This window comes from Amycolatopsis sp. NPDC114478 (assembly GCF_055633805.1).
This window is the reverse complement of sequence record NZ_JBVKDO010000039.1, coordinates 23,937-45,120: the sequence shown is the minus strand read 5'-3', so window position 1 is coordinate 45,120 and position 21,184 is coordinate 23,937. Positions and strand designations below refer to the sequence as shown.

General features: G+C 69.6%; 21 protein-coding genes and 3 pseudogenes. 9 read left to right on the top strand and 15 right to left on the bottom strand.

What is annotated here, in order from left to right:
- Positions 1 to 55: 55 nt before the first annotated feature.
- Positions 56 to 748, bottom strand: a complete 693-nt coding sequence (locus ACZ7OH_RS49620; protein ID WP_470287328.1) for a response regulator transcription factor — start codon at positions 746 to 748, stop codon at positions 56 to 58.
- A gap of 136 nt (positions 749 to 884) precedes the next feature.
- Here ACZ7OH_RS49620 and ACZ7OH_RS49615 point away from each other — a divergent pair, with 136 nt between their 5' ends.
- Positions 885 to 2,180 carry a sensor histidine kinase gene (locus tag ACZ7OH_RS49615; RefSeq protein WP_470287326.1) on the top strand — a complete coding sequence of 432 codons (1,296 nt, stop codon included), beginning with the start codon at positions 885 to 887 and terminating at the stop codon, positions 2,178 to 2,180.
- Here ACZ7OH_RS49615 and ACZ7OH_RS49610 read toward each other — a convergent pair.
- The 4 genes from ACZ7OH_RS49610 to ACZ7OH_RS49595 all read right to left on the bottom strand — a co-directional run bounded on the left by ACZ7OH_RS49610 (position 2,131) and on the right by ACZ7OH_RS49595 (position 4,642).
- Complete coding sequence (locus ACZ7OH_RS49610; RefSeq protein WP_470287325.1) at positions 2,131 to 3,219, bottom strand: phosphodiester glycosidase family protein; 1,089 nt, start codon at positions 3,217 to 3,219, stop codon at positions 2,131 to 2,133. The two genes, ACZ7OH_RS49615 and ACZ7OH_RS49610, sit on opposite strands and share 50 nt — an antisense overlap.
- Positions 3,220 to 3,368: 149 nt before the next feature.
- On the bottom strand, positions 3,369 to 3,995 hold the full coding sequence (locus ACZ7OH_RS49605; protein WP_470287324.1) for a DedA family protein: 627 nt from the start codon (positions 3,993 to 3,995) through the stop codon (positions 3,369 to 3,371).
- A gap of 87 nt (positions 3,996 to 4,082) precedes the next feature.
- Entirely contained in the window at positions 4,083 to 4,244 is a 162-nt protein-coding gene (locus ACZ7OH_RS49600; protein ID WP_470287323.1) for a hypothetical protein, read from the bottom strand.
- A gap of 11 nt (positions 4,245 to 4,255) precedes the next feature.
- Positions 4,256 to 4,642 carry a hypothetical protein gene (locus ACZ7OH_RS49595; protein ID WP_470287322.1) on the bottom strand — a complete coding sequence of 129 codons (387 nt, stop codon included), beginning with the start codon at positions 4,640 to 4,642 and terminating at the stop codon, positions 4,256 to 4,258.
- A 163-nt stretch (positions 4,643 to 4,805) separates the two neighbouring features.
- Here ACZ7OH_RS49595 and efeU point away from each other — a divergent pair.
- Together efeU and ACZ7OH_RS49585 are read left to right on the top strand one after the other, a co-directional pair.
- Positions 4,806 to 5,563 (top strand): annotated as a pseudogene (gene efeU / locus ACZ7OH_RS49590) (iron uptake transporter permease EfeU); the annotation flags it as partial.
- Between the two features lie 19 nt (positions 5,564 to 5,582).
- Positions 5,583 to 6,558: pseudogene (locus ACZ7OH_RS49585) on the top strand (EfeM/EfeO family lipoprotein).
- Between the two features lie 153 nt (positions 6,559 to 6,711).
- Here ACZ7OH_RS49585 and ACZ7OH_RS49580 read toward each other — a convergent pair.
- Genes ACZ7OH_RS49580 through ACZ7OH_RS49565 form a run of 4 tightly spaced genes read right to left on the bottom strand, consistent with a single transcriptional unit; the run spans position 6,712 to position 10,324 of the window.
- A complete protein-coding gene (locus ACZ7OH_RS49580) occupies positions 6,712 to 7,260 on the bottom strand; it encodes a hypothetical protein (protein WP_470287321.1) in 549 nt (182 codons plus the stop codon).
- Positions 7,257 to 8,381, bottom strand: a complete 1,125-nt coding sequence (locus ACZ7OH_RS49575; protein ID WP_470287320.1) for a hypothetical protein — start codon at positions 8,379 to 8,381, stop codon at positions 7,257 to 7,259. The genes ACZ7OH_RS49580 and ACZ7OH_RS49575 overlap by 4 nt, the downstream gene beginning before the upstream one ends.
- Before the next feature lie 24 nt (positions 8,382 to 8,405).
- Entirely contained in the window at positions 8,406 to 8,822 is a 417-nt protein-coding gene (locus ACZ7OH_RS49570) for a FixH family protein (protein WP_470287319.1), read from the bottom strand.
- Positions 8,819 to 10,324 carry a hypothetical protein gene (locus tag ACZ7OH_RS49565; protein ID WP_470287318.1) on the bottom strand — a complete coding sequence of 502 codons (1,506 nt, stop codon included), beginning with the start codon at positions 10,322 to 10,324 and terminating at the stop codon, positions 8,819 to 8,821. The genes ACZ7OH_RS49570 and ACZ7OH_RS49565 overlap by 4 nt, the downstream gene beginning before the upstream one ends.
- An 83-nt stretch (positions 10,325 to 10,407) precedes the next feature.
- Here ACZ7OH_RS49565 and ACZ7OH_RS49560 point away from each other — a divergent pair, with 83 nt between their 5' ends.
- A complete protein-coding gene (locus ACZ7OH_RS49560; RefSeq protein WP_470287317.1) occupies positions 10,408 to 11,091 on the top strand; it encodes a response regulator transcription factor in 684 nt (227 codons plus the stop codon).
- Positions 11,081 to 12,442 (top strand): sensor histidine kinase, encoded by a 1,362-nt coding sequence (locus tag ACZ7OH_RS49555; RefSeq protein WP_470287316.1) that lies wholly within the window; start codon positions 11,081 to 11,083, stop codon positions 12,440 to 12,442. Before ACZ7OH_RS49560 ends, ACZ7OH_RS49555 begins: the two co-directional genes overlap by 11 nt.
- 336 nt (positions 12,443 to 12,778) lie before the next feature.
- Here the strand turns inward: ACZ7OH_RS49555 and ACZ7OH_RS49550 are convergent, their stop codons facing one another.
- The 5 genes and pseudogenes from ACZ7OH_RS49550 to ACZ7OH_RS49530 form a co-directional block, all read right to left on the bottom strand.
- Positions 12,779 to 14,758: an FtsK/SpoIIIE domain-containing protein gene (locus tag ACZ7OH_RS49550; protein ID WP_470287315.1), complete on the bottom strand. Its 1,980-nt coding sequence runs from the start codon at positions 14,756 to 14,758 to the stop codon at positions 12,779 to 12,781.
- Positions 14,751 to 15,443 carry a hypothetical protein gene (locus ACZ7OH_RS49545; RefSeq protein WP_470287314.1) on the bottom strand — a complete coding sequence of 231 codons (693 nt, stop codon included), beginning with the start codon at positions 15,441 to 15,443 and terminating at the stop codon, positions 14,751 to 14,753. Before ACZ7OH_RS49545 ends, ACZ7OH_RS49550 begins: the two co-directional genes overlap by 8 nt.
- Positions 15,440 to 15,769, bottom strand: a pseudogene (locus tag ACZ7OH_RS49540) (hypothetical protein). The gene ACZ7OH_RS49545 and the pseudogene ACZ7OH_RS49540 overlap by 4 nt, the downstream one beginning before the upstream one ends.
- Entirely contained in the window at positions 15,766 to 16,083 is a 318-nt protein-coding gene (locus ACZ7OH_RS49535; RefSeq protein WP_470287313.1) for a WhiB family transcriptional regulator, read from the bottom strand. Before ACZ7OH_RS49535 ends, ACZ7OH_RS49540 begins: the two are co-directional and overlap by 4 nt.
- Complete coding sequence (locus tag ACZ7OH_RS49530) at positions 16,065 to 16,259, bottom strand: helix-turn-helix domain-containing protein (protein WP_470287312.1); 195 nt, start codon at positions 16,257 to 16,259, stop codon at positions 16,065 to 16,067. The genes ACZ7OH_RS49535 and ACZ7OH_RS49530 overlap by 19 nt, the downstream gene beginning before the upstream one ends.
- Positions 16,260 to 16,414: 155 nt before the next feature.
- Here ACZ7OH_RS49530 and ACZ7OH_RS49525 point away from each other — a divergent pair, with 155 nt between their 5' ends.
- The 3 genes from ACZ7OH_RS49525 (at position 16,415) to ACZ7OH_RS49515 (ending at position 18,792) form a co-directional block, all read left to right on the top strand.
- The gene (locus ACZ7OH_RS49525; RefSeq protein ID WP_470287311.1) at positions 16,415 to 16,795 is read left to right on the top strand and encodes an XRE family transcriptional regulator; all 381 of its coding nucleotides are present in this window, start codon (positions 16,415 to 16,417) and stop codon (positions 16,793 to 16,795) included.
- A 111-nt stretch (positions 16,796 to 16,906) separates the two neighbouring features.
- A complete protein-coding gene (locus ACZ7OH_RS49520) occupies positions 16,907 to 18,445 on the top strand; it encodes a helix-turn-helix domain-containing protein (RefSeq protein ID WP_470287353.1) in 1,539 nt (512 codons plus the stop codon).
- Positions 18,442 to 18,792: a signal peptidase I gene (locus ACZ7OH_RS49515; protein ID WP_470287310.1), complete on the top strand. Its 351-nt coding sequence runs from the start codon at positions 18,442 to 18,444 to the stop codon at positions 18,790 to 18,792. Before ACZ7OH_RS49520 ends, ACZ7OH_RS49515 begins: the two co-directional genes overlap by 4 nt.
- Here the strand turns inward: ACZ7OH_RS49515 and ACZ7OH_RS49510 are convergent.
- On the bottom strand, positions 18,781 to 20,256 hold the full coding sequence (locus ACZ7OH_RS49510) for a helix-turn-helix transcriptional regulator (protein ID WP_470287309.1): 1,476 nt from the start codon (positions 20,254 to 20,256) through the stop codon (positions 18,781 to 18,783). The genes ACZ7OH_RS49515 and ACZ7OH_RS49510 overlap by 12 nt on opposite strands.
- 457 nt (positions 20,257 to 20,713) lie before the next feature.
- Here ACZ7OH_RS49510 and ACZ7OH_RS49505 point away from each other — a divergent pair, with 457 nt between their 5' ends.
- Positions 20,714 to 21,058, top strand: coding sequence for a MarR family transcriptional regulator (locus tag ACZ7OH_RS49505; protein ID WP_470287308.1), 345 nt, complete (start codon positions 20,714 to 20,716; stop codon positions 21,056 to 21,058).
- Positions 21,059 to 21,184: the final 126 nt, after the last annotated feature.

Genomic DNA, 21,184 nt, shown 5'->3' with positions numbered 1-21,184 from the left:
TCGAGTTTCGCGTTCGCCGCCTGCTATGACCGGGTCAACACCGGGCAAGAACGGATCACGGAGCCGGCACCTCGAGGCGGTATCCGTACCCGCGGACGGTCGTGATCGTCGGCACGGTGACGCCGTTCGTGGTGGCATCGGCGAGTTTCCGGCGCAGCGTCACGATGTGGACGTCCAGTGTTTTCGTCGAACCGCGCCAGTGGGTGTCCCACACGTCGGCCATGAGCGTGTCCCGGCTGATGGCCGCGCCGGGCTCCTGCGCCAGGCGTTGCAGCAGGTCGAACTCCTTCGGCCGCAACGCGACCTCGTCGCCGGCAAGGGTCACCCGGCGCGCGGCCACCCGCACGACCATGTCACCCACTCGCAACGGGACCACGTTCGAGGACGTCCCGCGCCGCAGGTGCGCGTGCAACCGCGCCAGCAATTCACGCAGCCGGAGCGGTTTCGTCAGGTAGTCGTCCGCCCCGACCTCCAACCCGACGACGACGTCCATCTCCTGCGTCCGGGCCGTGATCATGATGATCAGGGCGGTGGGCGTGATCCCACGGGCACGCCGGCACACCTCGATGCCGTCCAGGTCCGGCAACCCGAGGTCGAGGAGGACGACGTCGTACTCGTCGATGGTCATCCGACGCAGCGCCTCGCCACCGGTGCGCGACCACATGACGTCGTAGTCGTGCATGCGGAGCGCGGATTCGAGCAGGCTTCCGATGGTTTCATCGTCTTCGACGAGGAGAACTGCCGCCATGGGAAAATGTTAGCGAATGTCCGTTAAAGAGCCATGAGAACCGAAGTGTTAACCCGTTCGAGCCACACATTAACCGAACGCTAACCCTCGTGGGTGTGTTTGGCGGAAATCGCGCGCGCACGTGCAGACTATCGCCATGCGCAGACGCATCATCCTGCTCGCCGTCGCGGCCGCCCTGCTGGCGACCAGCCTCTTCGGGATGCCGCTGGCGATCGGGGTCGCCAGCTACTTCGCGCAAGACGAACGCACGGAACTCGAACGCACTGCCGACGCCGCCGCGCTGTCGGTCGCCGACGACGTGTTCAGCCACGCGACCCTGCCCCGGTTCCCGGTGTCCGAAGAGGACACGGCCGGCCTCTACACGCCGGACGGAACCCTGACGACGGGCAACGGCCCCGCGACCGGCGACGCGGTCGTGCAACGCGCCCGCTCCGGCGAGATCGCAACCGGCGACGCCGGCGCGGATCTCGTGGTCGCCGTGCCGATCCTGCGCGATTCGGAGCTGCAGGGCATCGTGCGCGTGTCGACGCCGCACACCGAGTGGTACCGGAAGGTCGCGATCTCCTGGCTCGCGATGGCCGGGCTGGCGCTCGCCGCGCTCGCCCTGACCTGGTTGCTGGCCGCGCGGCTCGCCGCCCGGGTCGCCCGGCCCCTGGAGCAACTGTCCGCCGCGGCGGCCCGACTCGGCGGCGGCGACTTCACCGTGCGCGCCCCGGTCAGCGGGATCGGCGAGATCGACCAGCTGGCCGAAGCGCTGGACCAGGCCGCCGTCCGGATCGGCGACGCCCTCGACCGCCAGCGCGCGCTTGCCGCGGACGCGTCACACCAGCTGCGCACGCCGCTGGCCGGATTGCGGCTGCAGCTCGAGTCCGCGCTGGATCCCCCAGGCCAGGACCTCGAAGCCGCGGTGGAAGCCGCGCTCACGCGGATGGACCGGATGGAGACGACGATCAACGACCTGGTCACACTGGCCAACCGGCCTCCGGAGGACCGGGGCGTGATCGAACCGGAGAACTTGCTGCGCGACGTCGACGCCGGCTGGCGCGGCCTCCTCGCCGGCCAGGGTCGCCGGCTGCGGGTCGACCGTCAGGCGTCGGGACGGCCGAGGGCGGCCGAAGCCGCGGTCCGGCAGATCCTCGGTGTCCTGCTCGACAACGCCGTCATCCACGGCCGCGGCACCGTGACGATCACGACCCGGGACAGCGCCGACGCCTTCGCGATCGACGTCGCCGACGAGGGCCGGGGCGACGTCGACGTGCCCGCCATGTTCACCCGCGGGCACAGCGGCGCCGGCGGGTCGGGCATCGGCTTGGCGCTGGCCCGCGATCTGGCCGAGGCCGAAGGGGGCCGGCTGCAGCTGAGCGGTTCGGCGCCGACGACGTTCACCCTCCTGCTGCCGTCGGCGCGTGCAGGGCTCCCGCCCGAGCTGTGACCGCGAAGAAGTCGCGCTGGTCTGCGGAAAGGTAGCGGTCCGGCGCTGTGGGCATGTCCGGCGTCAGCGTCTTCGGCGACGAGCCGGCGATGTCGGGCCGGAACAGGTTGGCGCTCACCATCCCGCCGTGGATGTCCAGTTCCATACCCCGCACCGCGCCAGCGGTCGACAGGGCGCTCGCGAGCGCGGTCAGGGTCAGCTGGTCCCCAGCGACGTAGATGAAGCGGCCCTGGGCGTCGATGCCCACCCCTGACCGCCAGGTGAACTGGAACTGGTTCTTCGCGCTCCCCCACTGCCCTGCCGGGTTGCCCGACAGTCCCGGCACGGGGCGGCCGCCGTCGACGACCAGCTCGAGGTTCTGCCGCACGGCGACGACGTCCGGGGTCAGGTGGGCGTCCCGGCCCCACAGGGCGACGTCGGCCACGCCGGACTTGTCGATGACCAGCGACGCCATCCCGTTCTTGAGGGGGATCCCGGTTTGCCCGTCGGCGTAGAACCCGCCCGGGGTGTCGCGGAATTTGAAGCCGGAGTTGAAGGTCGCCAGCAACGACGGACGCAGGGTGTCGGGGACCTGCGCGCCCTCGGGCCAGTGGCCGCCGGGTTCTTTGGTCCCGGCGATCAGGTGCAGGCCGGTCCACTTCTGATCGAAGGCCACGATCGCCGCCACGACGCTGGTGTGGGCGGGATCGGCACGGAGGAACGTCGTGTAGACCGCCGGCTGCCCGCCGACCGTTCGCGCACCCGGCACCCAGGCACCCTCACCGTGGAGCGCGCCGGGCAGGGTGAGCAGCGGGGCGGGGGCGTTCGCCAGGTCACCGGCCGGTCCCGGCGAGCCGACCGGCACGGGGACCGCGTTCGCGTCGGGCGCGCTGTTGGCCGGCGGATGCCTGGTGTAGTACCAGTTTTCCATCGCGTTCACGACCGGGCCGGCACCCATCTGACGGGCCCAGTCGGCGGTGCGCGCGGCGAACGTCGCGGCCCCGGGTGCGGTGAGCGCCTGGACGTAGGTCACGGCCGGGTAGATGATCAGGAGCAACAAGACGGCGAGCACCCGCCGCAAGCGCTTTCGGCGACGCTTGACCGGCGGTTTCGCGACGGGTGTTCTTCCGGTTCGGCTTGCGACATCGAACATGAGTCACGGTAACGAGACCGTGGTTCGAGCCAGTCCATCGGATTGCTAGCGAACAGCTAAGCGCGGTCACCGGCGCGCTGCTTGCGGCTGCGACGCAATTCCAGGGCGAGCGGGATCAGCGAAACCACGACGACGAGCGCCACGATCGGCAGCAGGTACTGGTCGATGCCGGGAATGCTGGAACCCAGGACGTAGCCCGCGATCGTGACGCCGACCGACCACAGGACACCGCCCAGGACCTGCCAGAGCGCGAATGTCCGCGCAGGCACCTCGAGGACTCCGGCCAGCGGGTTCAAGACGGTCCGCACGACCGGGACGAATCGCGCGAGAACGATGGCCTTGGCGTGGCCGTAGCGGTCGAAAAGCTCCTCGGCCCGGGCCATGCCGCGATGCAGGTGGGGGTTGCGTGACTTCGCGAGCAGCGCTCGTCCGCCGCGACGACCGAGGAAGAATCCCGTCTGCGCGCCCAGCAGCGCGCCGGCGACGGACGCGACCAGCACGGCGGGCAGCGAGAGGTGGACCGTTGCTGTGGCGCTGGTGGTGCAGAACAGGCCCGCGGTGAACAGGAGCGAGTCGCCGGGCAGGAAGAACCCGATCAGCAGGCCGGTCTCGGCGAACAAGACCAGGAAGACGCCGGCCGTGCCGAGGCTCGACAGCCACGACGTCGCGCTCAACGGGTTCATCGGACCTCCGCCATCTACGGGACACTTACTTCTACAGTTGCGTAGTAATTCTACGTTGACGTCGTTTTTGGCTGCCACCCGCTCCGCTCACGACGTGGTCGCACCGCCGCGCCACCGCAGCCAGTCGCGCTCCCACAGCCGGGCACGATGGCGGTCCAGGGCCCGCCGGGTGAGCAGGTAGCTGCCGCCGATGACGACGAGCACCACGGACTCCCAGATGAGACCGCCGAGGATGGCCGTGGTGAACACCTCGGAACCGCTCAGCGGCGGCGCGACCTGGGCACCCGCACCGTCGACCCACAACCGGACCTGCTGCGGGAGCGCGGGACCCGCACCGAGGTGGACCACGCCACTGCGCACCCGGCCGCCGGGGAAACCCAGGTGGCCATGACCGACGTCAGCTCGCCTCCCGCCGACGCCGCACCGGACGGCACCGGCAGGTCCGGCCGGACGGTCGCGACCACCTGGTGCCGCGACCGGCTGTCCGCCGCGGCCGTGGCTGCCAGGTGGCCGTAGTCGGCCACGACGCGTCCGCAGATGACCGCCACCGACGCGACGACGAGCAGACCCAGCAAGACGGAAACGACGGCTTCGAGCCGGTCGGACCCACGGGCGGACCGAAGGAAGACCGGTTTGAGCAGCCGCATTCGCCGCACCACACCGCCCACTCGCCTCATGACGCCAGGATGCGTCACGGAATTCGGTCGGCACAGCGCCGTTAACCAGGCCTTTGCCTTGCACTGGAGGATCTTTGCCCACCGGCCCTCTCATCAGCGCCGCGATCATCAATGCCCGTTTTGTCCATTACCAATGTTCCGCCGGATCTCGACCCACTCCTTGGCGTTCCTCGTCAAGACCGACCGGCGATCGACGCTGCGCTGGGTGTGGCCCGGGGTCGCCGCAGCCGTACTGCTGTCGGGCGCTGGGGGCGCGATCCTCACTTACACCACCGCGCACCTGACGTTCGCCCACCAGCAACTGGTCGGCGGCACGCTGTCCATCGCGGCCGTCGCGTTCGTCACCGCGATGATCTTCTGGATGCGCACCGCCGCCCGGCACATCTCCGCCGAGCTGCGCGGGAAGATGGAGAACGCGCTGAAGCTCGGCCCGGCGGCCATCGTCCTGGTGTCGTTCCTGTCCGTCGGCCGCGAAGGGCTGGAGACCTCGGTCTTCTTCTACGCCTCCGTACAGACCGCCCGAGGTGAGACCGCCGTGCCGCTGCCCGGTTTCGTCTTCGGGATTCTCACCTCGGTCGCGCTGACCTGGCTGCTCTACCGTGGCGCGCTGCGGTTCGACCTGGGCAAGTTCTTCAAGATCACCGGTGTGCTGCCGGTCTTGTGGCCGCTGGCGTGCTTGGCTACGGCCTGCACGACCTGCAGGAGGGCGGCTTCCTTCCCGGTCTGTCCACTTTGGCCTTCGACGCTTCCGGCGTGCTCCCGGAGACCTCGTGGTACGGCACGCTGCTCAAGGGCATCTTCAACTACTCCCAGCAGACCACCACACTCCAGGCAACCGCCTGGGTGCTTTACGTCCTGATTGTGCTGCCGCTCTTCCTGCGTCCGGCACGGCCGAACCGAAGGGGTGACCATGTCGACCGTACTGCGGACCGGAGTCGCGGTGACCGCGCTCGCCCTCGTCGCGGCATGCGACGCCCAGCCCTCAGCCGACGCGCCTGGCGGCCCGATCACCGTCACCGCCACGGACACCGCCTGCCAGGTGTCGGCCACCACCGCGCCGGCCGGGAACGTCACCTTCCAGATCGTCAACCAGGGCACCAAGGTCGCGGAGTTCTACCTTTACGGTGAAGGCGACCGGATCATGGGCGAAGTCGAGAACATCGCGCCTGGCCTGAACCGGCGGCTGATCGTCGAGGTCGCCGGCAGTGGCACGGATCAGACCGCCTGCAAACCAGGCATGGCCGGCACCGGGATCCGCGGCACGTTCACCGTGACCGGCGGCGTGGCCAAGGGCACCGACGCGAACGCCGAACTGGCCGACGCCGCCCGCAGCTACGCCCGCTACGTCGGCAGCCAGACCGTCGCGTTCGCCGAGGAGTCGAAGAAGTTCGCTGCGGCCATCAAGTCCGGGGATGTCGCCGGCGCCAAGGCGCAGTACGCCCGCACGCGCGTCTACTACGAGCGGATCGAGCCGGTCGCGGCCAAGTTCGGCGACCTCGACCCGGCCATCGACGTCCGCGAAGCCGATCTCGAACCCGGCCGGAAGTTGACCGGCTTCCACCGCCTCGAAAAGGACCTGCGGATCACCGGCCGGCAACCGGATTCGGGCGCCGCTCTGCAGCTGAGCGCGCTCGACCTGGCCAACGGCGCCAAGAGCCTGCTCGACGAAGTCGCCACGCGCAAGATCACCGGTGAGGAGGAAACTTTCTCCCACAACGACTTCGGCGACTTCCAGGCCAATGTGGACGGCTCGACGGCGGCCATCCAGTCCCTGCGCCCGGTGCTCGCCAACCGAGCTGTCGAAAGACCAGGTCAAGGAGTTCGCCTCCGCGGTCGATGCGCTGTCCGAGCCGCTGAGCACGGCCGCGGAGGTCGTGGCCAGGTAAGTTTACTTCTACAGTCGGGCAGTATTTCCACATCACCGTAGAGATCCCCTGGAAGGCGCCGTGCCGGACTACTTCGAAGCGATCGTCGTCGGCACCTTCCAGGGCGTCACCGAACTGTTCCCGGTGTCCAGCCTCGGGCACTCCCGCCGGTGATCACACCACAAGCGGCTGCCGGCCGGGCCGGACGCGACGCCAGGCCACGACCAGGAACACGATCAGCCCGGCGAACGGCAATGAGCCGACCGTCCAGCTCAGCGCCAGCGGCGGCCCCGGCTGGTCCAGGATCGTGATGTCACCGAGGTTTCCCTCGCCGTGCCCCTGCGGGCCGTCGAGGGCGAACCCGAAGCGGTAGACGCCCGCGGTGTCGAACGACTTCACGTCCAGGCCCCACGAATCGAGCTTGCGCGGGTGGCGGACCAGCGGCCGGGCGTGCTCGTCGGACTGGACGCCCGGGCCGTCGAGCAGCAGCGTGCCGGACTTGCCCGCGATGCCGCCGTCGGGCAGGAACGTGAAGTCCAGCGACTGCATGGCACGGATCGGCCAGACGGAGAACCCGACGGTCACGCTGTAGGGCCCGGCTTGGACGTGTTCGGTGTGGACGATGTCGACGGGCGCGTAGGCCGTCGCCGGGGCTACTCCGGCAAAACTCAGGGTCAGCACAGCGAGTGCCGTGACGGCGAAGCGCCGGGTGCGCGAGGTCATGGGGTTTCCTCCGGGGTGAGGGCGTCGAGCAGCGTGGTGAACCGGCCGCCGAGGAACCCGGCGAGCACGCCGAGCGGGAGGCCGAGGATCGCAAGGAGCGCGAACTCGGTTCCGGAGATCTCCGCGGTGGGGTCGGTGAGAGTCTGCTGCAGCGGCAGGCCGACGGCCACGACCAGCCCGGTCGCCGCGCCGGCCACGAGCAGGACCCGCTTGACATCGAGCCCACGACGGCGCGTGATGTGCAGCAAGCCCTCGACCAGGACGGCCGCGACGATCAGGAACATCGGCATGGCGCCCGGCAGGTCCGGCGGCTGCGGGGTGAGGCCGTCGCGCAGCGGGAGACCGACCGCGGCGGCGTAGGTTTCTGCGGCCCACGGGGAGAACCACCACAGGAACGCCTGCAGCACCCCGAGGACCGTCGCGATTGCGATCGCCGAACCGGGCCGGCGCAGCAGCGTCGCGCCGACGACCAGCAGCAGCGGTGAGAAGAAGATGATTCCGATGATCGTCGGGTCGATCGGCAGCGGGAGGTTTTTGAGCGCGTTCGCGGGGATCGGCGCGAAGGTGATCAGGATCGGGATCGACCCGATGACGCCCCAGCGGCCCCAGCGCTGGTCCTTCGCGGCGGCGAACACGATGATGCTGCCGATCATGGTGACGGTGATCGAGAGGAACAGGGCGACGTGCGAGGGGGTGTTCAGGACGGCGTCGAAGCCGTAGATCGAGTGCCACACCAGGTCCAGCAACCCGTAGAGCAGGAACGACGCCGCGCCGATCCCCGAGACCAGATAACCCAGCGGCGCGGTGAAGACGCCGCCGAACACCCGTACAGGCGTGCCGCCGACCGTGCGGGGCATCGGGCGGCCGGCGCGCTGGGCGGCGGTGGCCAGCAGCACCATGACGAGGCTGGCGATGCCGGAGAGGGCGCTGCCGGTGTAGAGGGCCAGGTGGGACAGGGTGAAGAAGGTGTCCGGCCCGACCTCGGTGTGCCACTGGATGTCCCAGCTCAGCCCGGCCGTGGTGATGACCGTGCCGAGGAACACCGTCCACGCGCCGGTCTGGGCGGCCGTTCCCGTTCGGGTGGCGGTGCGACCGCCGGCCAGTGACGCGGATATGTCCATCATCGTGTCCTTTCGGGGTGGGTGTCAGCCGGCGACCGGCAGCGGGAGAGTGAGGTGCTCGGCGCCGACCGAGAGCAGCAGCTGCCACGAGCCGGCCATCAGCAACGGCACGCCGTCGGCGCGATAGCCGCCGCCACCGGTAGGCACAGCGGTGACCGGCGGCCCGGCGTGGCCCATCTGCGGCATCACCGGCTGGATCCGGACCGTGGCGCCGGAGACGGGGCGACCGGCCGGATCGGCCACCTCGACGTCGACGGAAGTGCTGCCGACCTTGGGGTTGCGGACCGTGGCCGTCACCGCGTAGTGCGCCGACGCGGCGTGCAGCACGGCCGGTCCGGCCGGGCTGGGCCACAACGCCGCCGCGAGCACCGCGGCCACGGCGACCGCCACGCCGACGGCGACGGCGAGCCCGCGACGGGAGCGGGTGGGCGTGGCGATCATCGATACTCCTGAGGTGCGGGGGCGACGTCGAGCACGACCGGGACCGTGAGCACGGCGTAGCGGCGTTCGACCTGGATCCAGAGCCGGTATCGGCCAGGCACCGGGAAGGTGTAGGTGAACGACACGTCCGGGCCGTATGCGGCGACGGTCTCGTCGGGGGCGCTGTCGCCGTTGAGCGGCGGCAACCCGGCCATGCCTGGGCGCGCGGGATCCATTGTGGACGTCGACCCCATGGCGTGGACGTGCGCCCACACCGGCGCCGTCTGCGCCGCCGCCCCCACCGGCGCCGCGGGCGGCAGCGGGCCGGTCACGATCAGGTGCCCGGCCATGCCCAGCCAGGGCTGCAGGTCGCCGCTGTCACCGACCCGGGCGGTCACGGTCGTGGGTTCCCCTGCCGCCGGCGTGGTCGTGGTGACGGCGATGTCGCCCCACGCCGTCACGCCGGTGAGCCGCCCGGCCCCGAGCCGGACCGGGTCCGGGACCGCCTGCGGAACGGACGAGCCCGGGACGTCGAGGCCCGCGGCGGCACGCACCAGCTGGACGCCGCCGCCGCGCCGGACCAGTTCGGCCGACAAGGCGTAGTGCCCGGACGTCGGCGGTGTGACGTGCAGTTCGTAGTGGCCGGGCGCTGTCCGGATCGGGTGCTCGTGCCACAGCTCGCCGTCCGGGCCGACCAGCAGCAGGTGGACCAGGGCGCTGTCGCGGACGATCAGGTCGTCCACGGGCAGGCCCGTCGACCCGTCGGTGAGGGCGAGCCCGACGTCCGCCGCGTGTCCCGCGGTCAGCGCGCCGTCCACGGTGAGCACCACCGGCGGGCGTGAGTAGTCGCCGGTAATCGGCTGGGTCAGGACGTAGGGGTCGGTGACGTTGGCGACGGTCGGGTCGAGCTGGGTACCGGGCTGCGGCGGCAACGGCAGGGACGCCGAGAGCACCGCGGCGGTCACCGCGACCGCCAGCCCGGCCACCATCCCGCCGGCCGGGAGCACCGCCCAGGCCGCCCGGCGAGCTCGCGTCGCCGTTACGACCGACGCGAGCAGCAGTACGCCGGCGGCGAGGAACCCGCCGTACACCAGTTGTTCCGGCGGCGAGATCACTTGAACGGGTACGACGAACGGGATCCGGGCCGTGCGCGTCCCGTCGCTCAGGGCCAGCTCCCACGGTCCGGGCCGGTCGATGCCGACGATGGCGCTGTAGGCCCGCGGTTCCACCCCGAGGTCGACCGTCGCCGAGGGTGTCGGCCCGCTTTCGGCGGTCGCCCGGGCCGCCACGGTGAGCCGGCCCGGTGCGGCGCCGGCGTGCGTGATGACATCCAGGTGCAGCGGGCCGGGGACGCTCGTGACGCGACGCAGGATGACGGTGAGTTCGCGGTCGCCGAGGGTCTGGGCCACGGTGACATCGCCGCCCGACGACGGCGAATCAGCGTGCGCCACCGGGCTCGCGGCAAGCAGGATCACCAGGCACGCAAACGGGACCAGCGCACGGTACTTCGGGAAGTGCGGCACGACAGGAGCTTCGCGAAAGCCGCCTTACAGGACTCTTTCAGCCGGTAAAGGCGCTTTTGCCCGCGCCCGGTGATACTGGGGCGATGCGGATACTGGTGGTCGAGGACGAGGAGGCCATGGCCGCGTCGCTGGCCTGGGGCCTGCGGGCGGAGGGGTATGTCGTGGACGTCACCACCGACGGCCGGGACGCCCTGTGGCAGGCCCGCGAAACAGCCCACGACGTGATCGTCCTCGATGTCATGTTGCCGGGGCTGGACGGTTACCAGGTCTGCCGCCGCCTGCGCGCCGACGGGTTGTGGACGCCGATCCTGATGCTCACGGCCATGGACGACGACCTCGACCAGGCCGAGGGCCTCGACTGCGGCGCCGATGACTACCTGGTCAAGCCGTTCGCCTACCCCGTCCTGCTCGCCCGGCTGCGGGCACTGACCCGGCGCGGGCTCGGCCGCCGTCCCGCGGTCCTCACCGCCGCCGGGCTGCGCTTCGACCCCGCCGGGCGGACGGTCGTCCAGGACGGCGTCGCGCTGGATCTCACCACCCGTGAGCTGACCGTCCTGGAGTACCTGCTTCGCAAGCAGGGGCAGGTGGTGTCGAAGTCCGAGCTGCTGGACCACTGTTGGGACGCCGCCTACGACGGCGGCCCGGCGGTCGTCGAGGTCACCGTCCACCGCCTGCGGCGGAAACTGGACCGCCCCGGCGGCCAGGACGTGATCCACACCCTGCGGGGCCAGGGTTACCTCATCCGGGACGACGCCGATGAGCGGTGAACGCACGCGGTGGCGTACCTTGCGGGTCCGGCTCACGATGGTCGCGGGGCTCGTCATCACCGGCGCCGTGGTGCTGGGGATCGTCCTGCTGTACCTGCTGCAGGTCCAGTCCGTCGACCGCACCCTCGACGGCCAGCTGCGCGCCTACGCGGTCGAGATCACGGAATCCGCGTCGACCGGCGCCTGGCCCCGCGTGCTGGCTGCGTCCACATTGGACGCCGACGCCGAGGCCCAGGTAGTCGCCCCGGACGGGCACGTGCTGGCCGCGACCCGCACCCTGGCCGGCCTGCCCGCGATGTACACCGTCGCGGGCAGCTCTGAAACCCCGCAGCGGACCAGCGCCGCCGACGGGATCATCCCCGACGACGTCCGCGTGATCGCCGTCCGGCAGATCGTCGGCGGGCAGCCGGTGACGATCCTGGCCGGCACACCGACCGGATTGCTGACCCAGCTGCGCGACGCGTTCACGTCCAACCTGCTGCTCGGCTTTCCCGTCATCCTCCTCGTCGCCGCGGCCACGGTCTGGCTGATCGTCGGGCGCGTGCTGCGCCCGGTCGAGGAGATCCGGCACGCCGTCACCGAGATCACGTCCGCCGACCTTTCCCGGCGGGTGCCGGAGCCCGGCACGCCCGACGAAATCGGCTCACTCGCCCGGACGATGAACGACATGCTCGGCCGGCTCGAGAACTCGGCCGGCCGTCAGCGGCGCTTCGTCGCCGACGCCTCCCACGAGCTGCGAAGCCCGCTCGCGGCGATCCGCACCACACTCGAGGTCGGGCTCGCCCACCGTGACCGGGCCCCCTGGCCCGAGATCGCCGAGCGGGCCGCGCGGCAGTCCGACCGCCTCGAAACCCTCATCGAGCAACTGCTGCTGCTCGCCAGAGCGGACGAACACCAGCTGGCGGCCCGCACCTCCGAGGTGGACGTCGACCGGCTGTTGCACGACATCGACGACACCACGCCGGCCGGCCGGCTGACGGTCGTCCTGGAATCAGCGGGCGACAGCACGGTCCCGGGGCACGCCGATCACCTGGAACGGCTGTTCCGCAACGTGCTCGACAACGCGGTGCGGCACGCGGAGACGACTGTCCACATCAGAACGACGACCACGGACGAACAGGTGGTCACCGAGATCGCCGACGACGGTCCGGGCATCCCGGCCGAGGACCGCGAACGGGTCTTCGACCGGTTCGTCCGCCTCGACGGCAGCCGGGACCGCGCGAGCGGCACGAGTGGGCTCGGCCTGGCCATCGCGCGGGAGATCGTCACCGCTCACCGCGGAAGCATCAGCGTGGCCGACACCGAGGGGCCCGGAACCATGGTCGTCATCCGGCTACCTCGCCCGACCTGACGTCAGCGCGATCGCCAGGTGCCGGCCTCGGGAGCCACCTGCCCGGCCGCGGGCGGTTCGGCAGGCACAGTGCCGACAAGTCATCCGGTGCCCACCCAACCGACCAAGCAATCAGCGGCACCGTTCAGCCAACGGGCTCGGCAACACGCTTCACTCGCCGGTGCCACGTGCTGTACGCGGTCAAAACGATCAGGATCGATCCCAGCAGCAAAGAACTCCCGCAGCGGCGCCGAGCGGCCGGCTCGCAGACCGGGTCCCGGCAGTCTTCGCGGGTCAGAACGCTCGTCTTGTACGACGTCGTGAGTTCGCGCGATGCCCGACACGTGGGATTCGAGCTCATGCATCAGTGGCACGGCCGTTCTGCTCGACCGCGCGCCTGATCTCAGCGGTCAGATACCCACGGACCTGCCGTGTCCCTCCATGCTCCTTTTGCACGCGATGCCGCCGGGGACGGCACCCCAGCTCCGACATCTGTTCAGCGAACGTCCTCGCGTCGATGTCCAGGGCACCGACCAGTTCCGCCGTTGGAACGAACTCCCGGCCATCGGCACCCAAGTACTCGACGACCGCGAGCAGAGGGTCCGGCAGCCGCGGCGCCGTGGTGATCGCCCGGTCCGCGGTCGCCTCACCCACAGCGTGACCGCTCAACGTGCCCTCCGCCCGCCGTAGATCCCGCCCACGACGGCAGATCGTCTGCCAATCCTCGTTCGGCATGTAGTCCGTCCGCACCGTCAGCGCGATCTCCTCCCCGTCGCCGTCCGGACGCAGGATCCCCACCCCCTTGTGCGACGCCAGCAACCGGCTGCTGTCGAACCCACGCGTGTTCATCTGATCGCCCAGCACGATGTTGCTGTCACGCCAATCCATCACCCGCAACGCGAACCGCGAACCCAGCACCGCCCGCAACCCCGACGGAATCGTCTGCGAATCCGGCCGCTGCGTCGCCAGCACCAAAACGATCCCCGCCGCCGGCCCCTTCTTCGCCAACCACGTCAACGCCTCCCCGACGCACTCCCCCACCGGCAACCGCCGATCACCGTCCTTCACCAGCGACCGCTCTTCCAACGGCACCTGCACCTCGTCGATGAACACCGCCGTGATCGGCATCCCCAGCGCCGGATCCCGCGAGATCGCCGGCGTCACCTTCGACTCCGGGCACACGACGTCGTCCAGGTCACGCATCCGCCGGTACCTTCCCTGCACCTCCGCGATCAGCTCCCGCAACCACTCCAGCAACGCGAGCACATGCTCGGGCTCGTCACCGGCCACGAACCGGTGCGCCACCTGCGCGGCCGCGGCCCAGTCCTTACCCGCCTTGAAATCCGCGACGTACAACCGCACATGCGGGTCGAGGATCAACCCCGCCGCCGCCAGCCGCGCCGCGAACGTCTTTCCCTGTCTCGGGATCGCCGCCACCAGCAGCGACGTTCCCACCACGGGCAGGTCGACCCGCCGGCCACGTGCGTCCCGGCCGAACGGCAACGGCTGCCACGCGTCCCACCGGGAAACGCTCAGCAACGGCGTCCGGACAGCGGGCGTGGAATACGGATCCCGGTCCGCCACCCACAACGCGACCCGCCCCGCGTGCCCGCCCGCACCGCGGACCCGGTCCACCATCAGCTGAACCTCGTCGACCGCAAGCGCGGACGCCAGCGCGTCCCGGTTCTTGATCACGTCGGACGCTTTGCGGGTCGCCGGCAGATCGACCGTCACCGCCCAACCGCCGCTGACCCGCGTCGCTCGCTCGACCAGGCGCAACGTCTCGTCCTTGCCGATCAGCTTCGCCCCGCGGAACGCCTCCACCAGCACGTCCGGGTCCATCGTCCAGGTCGCCGTCCGCGAACCGGACAACACGGCTTTGCGGCCCGGACTGCCTTCCTTCCGACGACCGAACACCGCCAAGGCCACAGCAACAACGCCGCCGGCCACCCACAGGACCAGGACGCCGTACAGCAGGTCGAGGACCGCGAGCCCGACCGAGACCGCGGCCAGCACCGCACCGGTCACCTTCCACCGGAACAGCGTCAACGCGCGGATGTCGGCGAACTTGTCCGCCAGCTTCTCGGCCTGCTCGGCCGCCTCCCGGTAATCGCGCACGCTCACCCAGCGCCGCCACAACCGTCCGGCTGCCAAGACTCCGCGGAAGACCGCACCGACGAAGCGGAGTGGCGCGCGCAGCACCGCGGCGACGAAATCCTTGACCGCCTGCCGCCGTCGCGATTCCGAGTGCTCGCGACGTCGTGGCTGCGGCAGCGTGTCGTCGACCAGCACACCTTCCAACACCGGCTCGGCCTTTACCGGCAACGAGTCAGGCATCCGCCATCTCCTTCCGCAGCGCCCTCGCCAGCCGCGGCGACAGCCCGCGTGAGCAGCCGGTGGCTCGCCGCACCCAGGCCGGCGTGATCTCGACGTCCGGCGTCCAGTTCTCGCGAGCGATCACGAGGTAGTCCGCGAACAGCACCCGCCGTCCCGTGGGCTCTTGCGGCTCGGTGCGTTGTCCGGCCGCCGCGAGCACGGCGTCCGTCAGCTTGTCGCGCAGATCGGTGATCGCCTCGACCGCGACGAACACGACCAGCGGCGGCACCGAATGCAGCACGATCGCCGCCGGCTGCGCGGCCACGAACGACGTCCAGGTGTTCATGACGTATGTGGCCGCAAGCGTGAACCACTTCGCGCGCCGTACCCAGGTACCCGTGCGGACCTGGTACCGGGCGGTGACCTGCTCGGCCCGCAGGATCGCCAGCAGGACGAGCGAGACGGTGGGGTCCAGCACCCAGGCTGCCAGCCACGGCAGCGACCCCGGCCTCGTTCCGGCCGAAGCGAACCCCTGGACATTGGCCATCGTGAACGCCAGCCCGAGCACGATCCCGGACCAGCACATCCAGTCGACCTGGCGCCGGACTCGCTCGATCCGCAGCGCGACGACGTCCGGGTCGGTCTGGTACGCGCGCACCTCCGCCGCTTCCGCCGCGTCGCGCGCGAGCCGCTGAGCTCGGTTCATCGCCGACCACCCCGCCTCGAGACATCGAGCGTGGTTACGGTCAACGCCCGGGTCAGCGTGTGAGCTGCGAACAGCGCGGGCAGCCCGAGCACGGCGAACAGCAGCCAGCGGTCACCGGCGTGCACGATCACGACTCACTGCACGGCGACGATCAGGCCTGCGGTGAACAGCACGCGGCCGGCGAGGGACACGAACCGAGCGCCGCTCCGAGCAGCTTCAGCGGCGACTTTCGCCCGACGGGCACCCGCTCGCCAGACCCAACCCAGAACGAGGAGCACGCCGACACCGGCGAGGATCTGCGCCGGCGTCACAGTGAGGCCGTTCATCGTGCACCCCGCCCGCCGCGCAGCAGCCACAACGGATGCAACGCCCTCCGGTCGTCTTCGAACAACGCGCCCCAGACGCCAACCGTCTGGTCGCCGGCCGTGCGCAGCTCCAGCTCGAGGCACTCGTCCTGGACCGGGCAACCACCGCACAGCAACCTGGCGAACTCGCGATCGTCGCGAGCGACCGGCAGGCCGCCCTCGTCGGGCGTCATGCATACTCCGTCGCTGGTCACGACGTCGCAGAGGACATCGGCCGGCACCAGCCGCAGGCGGTCCAACCGCCACGCGACGCCGATCAGTCTGAGGTCGTCCATGCCGCACCTCCGTTCCGAAGGACCTTGGCCAGCTCGGCGGAGGACACGCGCAGGCCGGACCGGCACCGGGTAGCCCGCAGCGCGCCGGTCCGGATCGCGCGACTGACCGAGTTGTGGGAAACACCGAGGATCCAGGCGGCCGCGGCGACGGAGTGAAAGCTCGTTTTGGAAGTCATGGGAGAACCAATCTGTTGATTTCAATAACTAGTTGTTGATTTCAGCTGCTATGTGGACATGTTTGTCCGACGCGCCGCAACCAAGGGCGACTGCCGCACGAAAGGGGGCTTACGAAGCGCTAATCTCGGCGCTGAGGCGGACCGCGGAGGAATACGTGACGGAGGATTGGGCGGCGGTCGCGAAAGCGATCGACATGCGAGTACGCGAGCTCGGTTGGCGGCAACGCGAGCTGGCGGAGCGGTCGCACGTATCGCAGGCGATCGTGCGTGAGCTCCAGCACCACACCGTGGAGCGCCGCCGAAGCGCTCGAACGCTCGAAGCGCTGTCCACGACGCTGGGCTGGCATCCGCAGCACCTGCGATCCGTGCTGCAGAACCGCACACCACCGCACCCGGACGAGCCCGCCGACGACGGGCACGAGCTCTGGTCCCGATTGGACGCGCTCGAGCAGCGCCTGGCCGAGATCACCGACCGCCTGGACGAGGTCCAAAACAGTCTCGCGACGGTCGTCGAGCACGTCCGGCCGAAGCGTTAGCGAGGTCTTTTCCATGCCTTCAATTCAAGGCGGGAACGGCGTCGCACCCCATGCACAAGCACCGCAGCACTACTGCACAACCACTGCAGATCGGCGACATTCGGGAGCGTGATGAATCCGACCGGGGGATGGACGGGTCGCACGGCGGTCGCATTGCAAGCCGCGTTGCGGCTGAGCCAGGAACGATTCGCCGAGCACCTCGGAATCAGCGCGCGCACGATCGCGTCCTGGCACAAGAAGCCGGATCTCCGGCCGCAGTCGGACATGCAGCAGGTGCTCGACACCGCGCTGGAACGAGCTTCGAGATCCGAGCAGGCACGGTTCGCAGAGCTCACCAGCGCCACATCCGGGTCCGAGCCGGATGTCCGCCTGGACGACGATCCGAACATCAGAGCCGCACTGGACTGGCTGGCGCAGCGCGCTCGCTGGGAACCGGGTCGCGCGCGAAAGGCCGTCGCCGAGCAGATGACCGCGATCAATCCCCAGGAACTCCGGGACCGCGGGACGCGCCGCGGCTGGGTGAGCCAGCACGAGCTCGCCAACGCACTCGCCGAGTACTACGGACCCCGCGAAGGTGATCACGGCTTGTTCACCGCGCGATGTGGCGGTGTCGCCGCGAACACCAGCGTTCTGACCCGCGCGGATTGGCTGGACCTGGACACCGCACTCCGGCTTCCACACGACCACCCCACGATCGCCGGCGGGCGGGCTGAACCCCGCGGTGAACTGGATCGGCACTCGGCGGACCGGGCCGTTCAGCGGGTCGCCGAGACGTTGGCCATGAACACCCGCCTGGTGAATGGCCCCATCTACCGCCTGCTCACCACGGACGTCCGAGGCGGGGCGCTCACCCCGGCGTTCGGCGTCGACGACTTCGTCCACTACGCGCTTACGGCCGACTTGCTCGAAGGCGAACTGACCGACGCCGTCGCCGCCGGGACGAAGGCGATGCCGCTGCGTGACCACTACCTGCCTGACCTGGCGTCGGTTCTGGACGTCGGCAGCCGCCTGTGCGCCGGCGGCGTTCTGGCGCTCACCGCGATCGCCCGGCCGGCCGACCCGTACCGCGGGGACGCGGACTATCTGCTGCTGGTCCAGGAGCGCTCAGGGCACGTGCTCAACGCGGCTCGGCGGCTCGCGGTAATCCCGAAGGGCTTCCACCAGCCGCTTTCCGACGTTCGCCGAGACGCCCAGATCGGCGCGACGCTCCGCCGCGAGATGGAAGAGGAGCTGTTCGGCCGTCCGGAGACCGACAACACGCTGGGCGATCCCCTGTCCGCGGATCCCATGCATCCGATGCGGCTCACCGAGCCGATGCGCTGGCTGTTGGCGGAACCCGGGCGTACACGCATGGAGTGCACCGGCTTCGGGCTGAACCTGGTCAGCGGAAACTACGAGTTCGCGAGCCTGATCGTCATCGACGACGAGGAATTCTGGGAACGCTACGGCGGCGTGGTCGAAGCGAACTGGGAATCCGCGACGCTTCGTCAGTATTCGACCACGGACGCGGATCTCGTCACCGAGCTGCTGAGTGATGTAGCTTGGAGCAACGAAGGACTGTTCGCCATGACGCAAGGACTCAGGCGCCTCGCGGAAATCGGTGGAGAGCGCGTAAAATTGCCTGCGATCGAATGGGAGATCGGCCAGTGAGCAACGGTTGGACCGCCGGCAACGCCAACGAGGACGCAGTCGGCGCCCGCGGCTGGCTGGTCGGCCACTTCATCGACCCTTCCCAGGGTGTCCGCGCGTCTGAGGACGTCGAGGTCAAGTGGGCCAACCACCCTGCGGGTGACAAGCGTCCGGAGTGGACCTCCGACGACCAGCGCACGACGCTGGTGATGCTGGTCTCCGGGGAGTTCCGTATCGAGGTCACCGGCGGCACCAAGGTCATGAAGCGGCAAGGCGACTACGTGATGTGGGGACCGGGGGTCGACCATTCCTGGGAAGCATTGGCGGATTCGGTGGTACTCACCGTTCGCTGGCCTTCAGCGGTCTGATTCTACTACCGGAATCCGCATTCGACCGCCACCGATTTCTCCCAGCCGACGCAAACCTTGCAGAAAGGCGAACAAGCCCTCATTGCTCCAATTTTCGTCGCCGATCAGCTCGCCGATCAGGTCGCCGTCGAGGGTCGAATACTGGCGAAGTCCGGCTGCCTCCCAGTTCGCCTCGATGTCACCGCCGAACCGGGGCCAGAACTCCTCGTCCTCGACGACGACCAGGCTCGCGAACTCGAAATTCCCGCTGACCAGGTTGAACCCGAAACCGGTGCATTCCATCCGAAACCGGCCCGGCTTCTCGGCCAACCACCGCATCGGCGCGGAAAGCCGCGTCGGGTGCATCGGGTCGGCGACGCGTCGGCCTCCCCGGATCCGGTCCACGTCCGCACGTCCGAACAGCTCTTCCTCCAGTTCGCGCCGTAACGTCGCACCGATGCGCGCGTCGGCTCGCCGGTCGGCGAGCGGTCCGTGAAAGCTCTTCGGAATCACCGAGAGCCGGTGGGCCGCGTTCACTACGTGCGCAGATCGTTCTTGGACCAGCAGGAGGTAGTCGGCGCCGCCGCGGAAGGGATCCGCGGGACGAGCGATCGCGGTCAGCGCGAGAACCCCTCCAGCGCACAGGCGCTTCGGCAGATCGAGCACGGAGGTCAGGTCTGGCAGGTACCTGTCTCGCAACGGTAAGGATCCCGCCGCTATGGCGCGATCGGCCACCAGGCGATCGGTCAACTCGCCTTCGAGCAAGTCGGGTCCGAGAGCGTACTCGGCGAACGACACGACGCCCACCTCCCCCGCCAAGCCGCTCGGCCGCGGATTCACCTCGAGCAGCCGGTAGAGCGGAACGTCCGCGATCCGGACACCTGACACCGCCGCCTCCGCGAGCCGGCGGACCGCCGCTTGCTCGTCGAGCCGGCCAAACGCCGGCTGTTCGGAGGTGACCAGAGCGAAACGATCGCTTTCCGCGGTCAGCGGACAGCCGAGATCCAACCATTCGGACTTCGTCAAAACGCTGGTTCTCATCGCGAGCTCCCCGAAGCGCGCGGTGTACTGCCGAAAGCCCGGCATCGGACGCTCGTAGTACTCGGTCAGCGATTCGGCGACCAGGCTTCGCCCGATCTGCGATCGTGTCCTGGAGAGCGCCGGTGCCGTTGCGTTGACGTGCCATCGCGATGATCCGGGTGGCCACCCTGCACGACGGTCTAGCCAGTCGAAGACTGCGTCCCACTCCGATCCCGCCGTCGGCGAGGCCGGGCTCGAGTCGATCAGCGCGCGTAGCTCGTCCGGCGTGCGGCCGAGCGCGCCGGCGAGCTTCGGCCAGAGATACGGAAGCGGCACATGGTCGCCGGCCTCCCAGCGAACGACCGTGGAGCGATCGACGCGCAAAGCCTCCGCCAAGCCTTCCTGAGTGTAACCGGCCAGCCTGCGAGCTGAGATCAGCTCCTCACGTCGACGACCCTTGAACACAAAAAGCTCCCCTCAGCCCCATCCTGAGTTCAGGATAACACCATCGATGCAGCTCAGTGGCCACGATGCCACATCTCTACACCCTTGTGCGCCATCCGTGCGCTGGCCTGCGTGCGGCCGCTTGACTTTGATGATTTCAGCAAGACAGGCTCGAAGGAGGGGTTATCGTGCTCTACGTCAGCTGGTACCGGTGCGCCCGCGACCGTCTCGCTCATGCCATCACGGATGAGGACTTCGCGAGAGGCGTACATGCCCAGCAGGGCCGCTATGTGGCGGTTTGCGATCACGAGCTCCTGATCGACTCCTGTATGGCTCCCCTCAGCCGGGTATGCGACACGTGCCGGGCTCTCGTGGCGGCGCACAACCGTTCCTCGTCGAGGCTCGCTCGCGTCGTGCGACCGCGCCGCTCTCTCCGGTGGTGGCCGGCCGCGTTCCGCCGGACCGCAGCGACAAAGCAATGACCGAAGCGATCCCCGGGGCATCGCGAAGCGACCTCGACCCGGTGCTCCTGCAGCCGGTCCGCCTCTTCGTCGCCTGTCTCCTGGCGGACACCTGCTGGCACGAACTGCTCGAGGTCCAGCACGCGCTGGGCCTTCCCGCTGCGGACCTCGACCTCCACGTCCAGTTCCTCCGCGCCGCGGGCTATCTGCGTTCGCGCGGCCAGAACGAGCTCCTGCTCACCACATTGGGCTTGGACCGGCTCGTAGCGCACGTCGTCGCGTTGAAGGCGGTCGCGGCCACCGCCGCCGAGCTGGTCGCCCGGCGGCGTGACAGCGAAAGGCGCAACTCGCCTTCCGGTTAACCGGGCCCTCCACGCGGGTCCCCAGCACCGAGTTCGTGACGGCGTCACACCTGTCACAAGGCGCGTTTCAGCAGTTCAGCGGCGTGCTCACCCGTCACTCGACCGGTGACGGCGTGACGGGTTCCC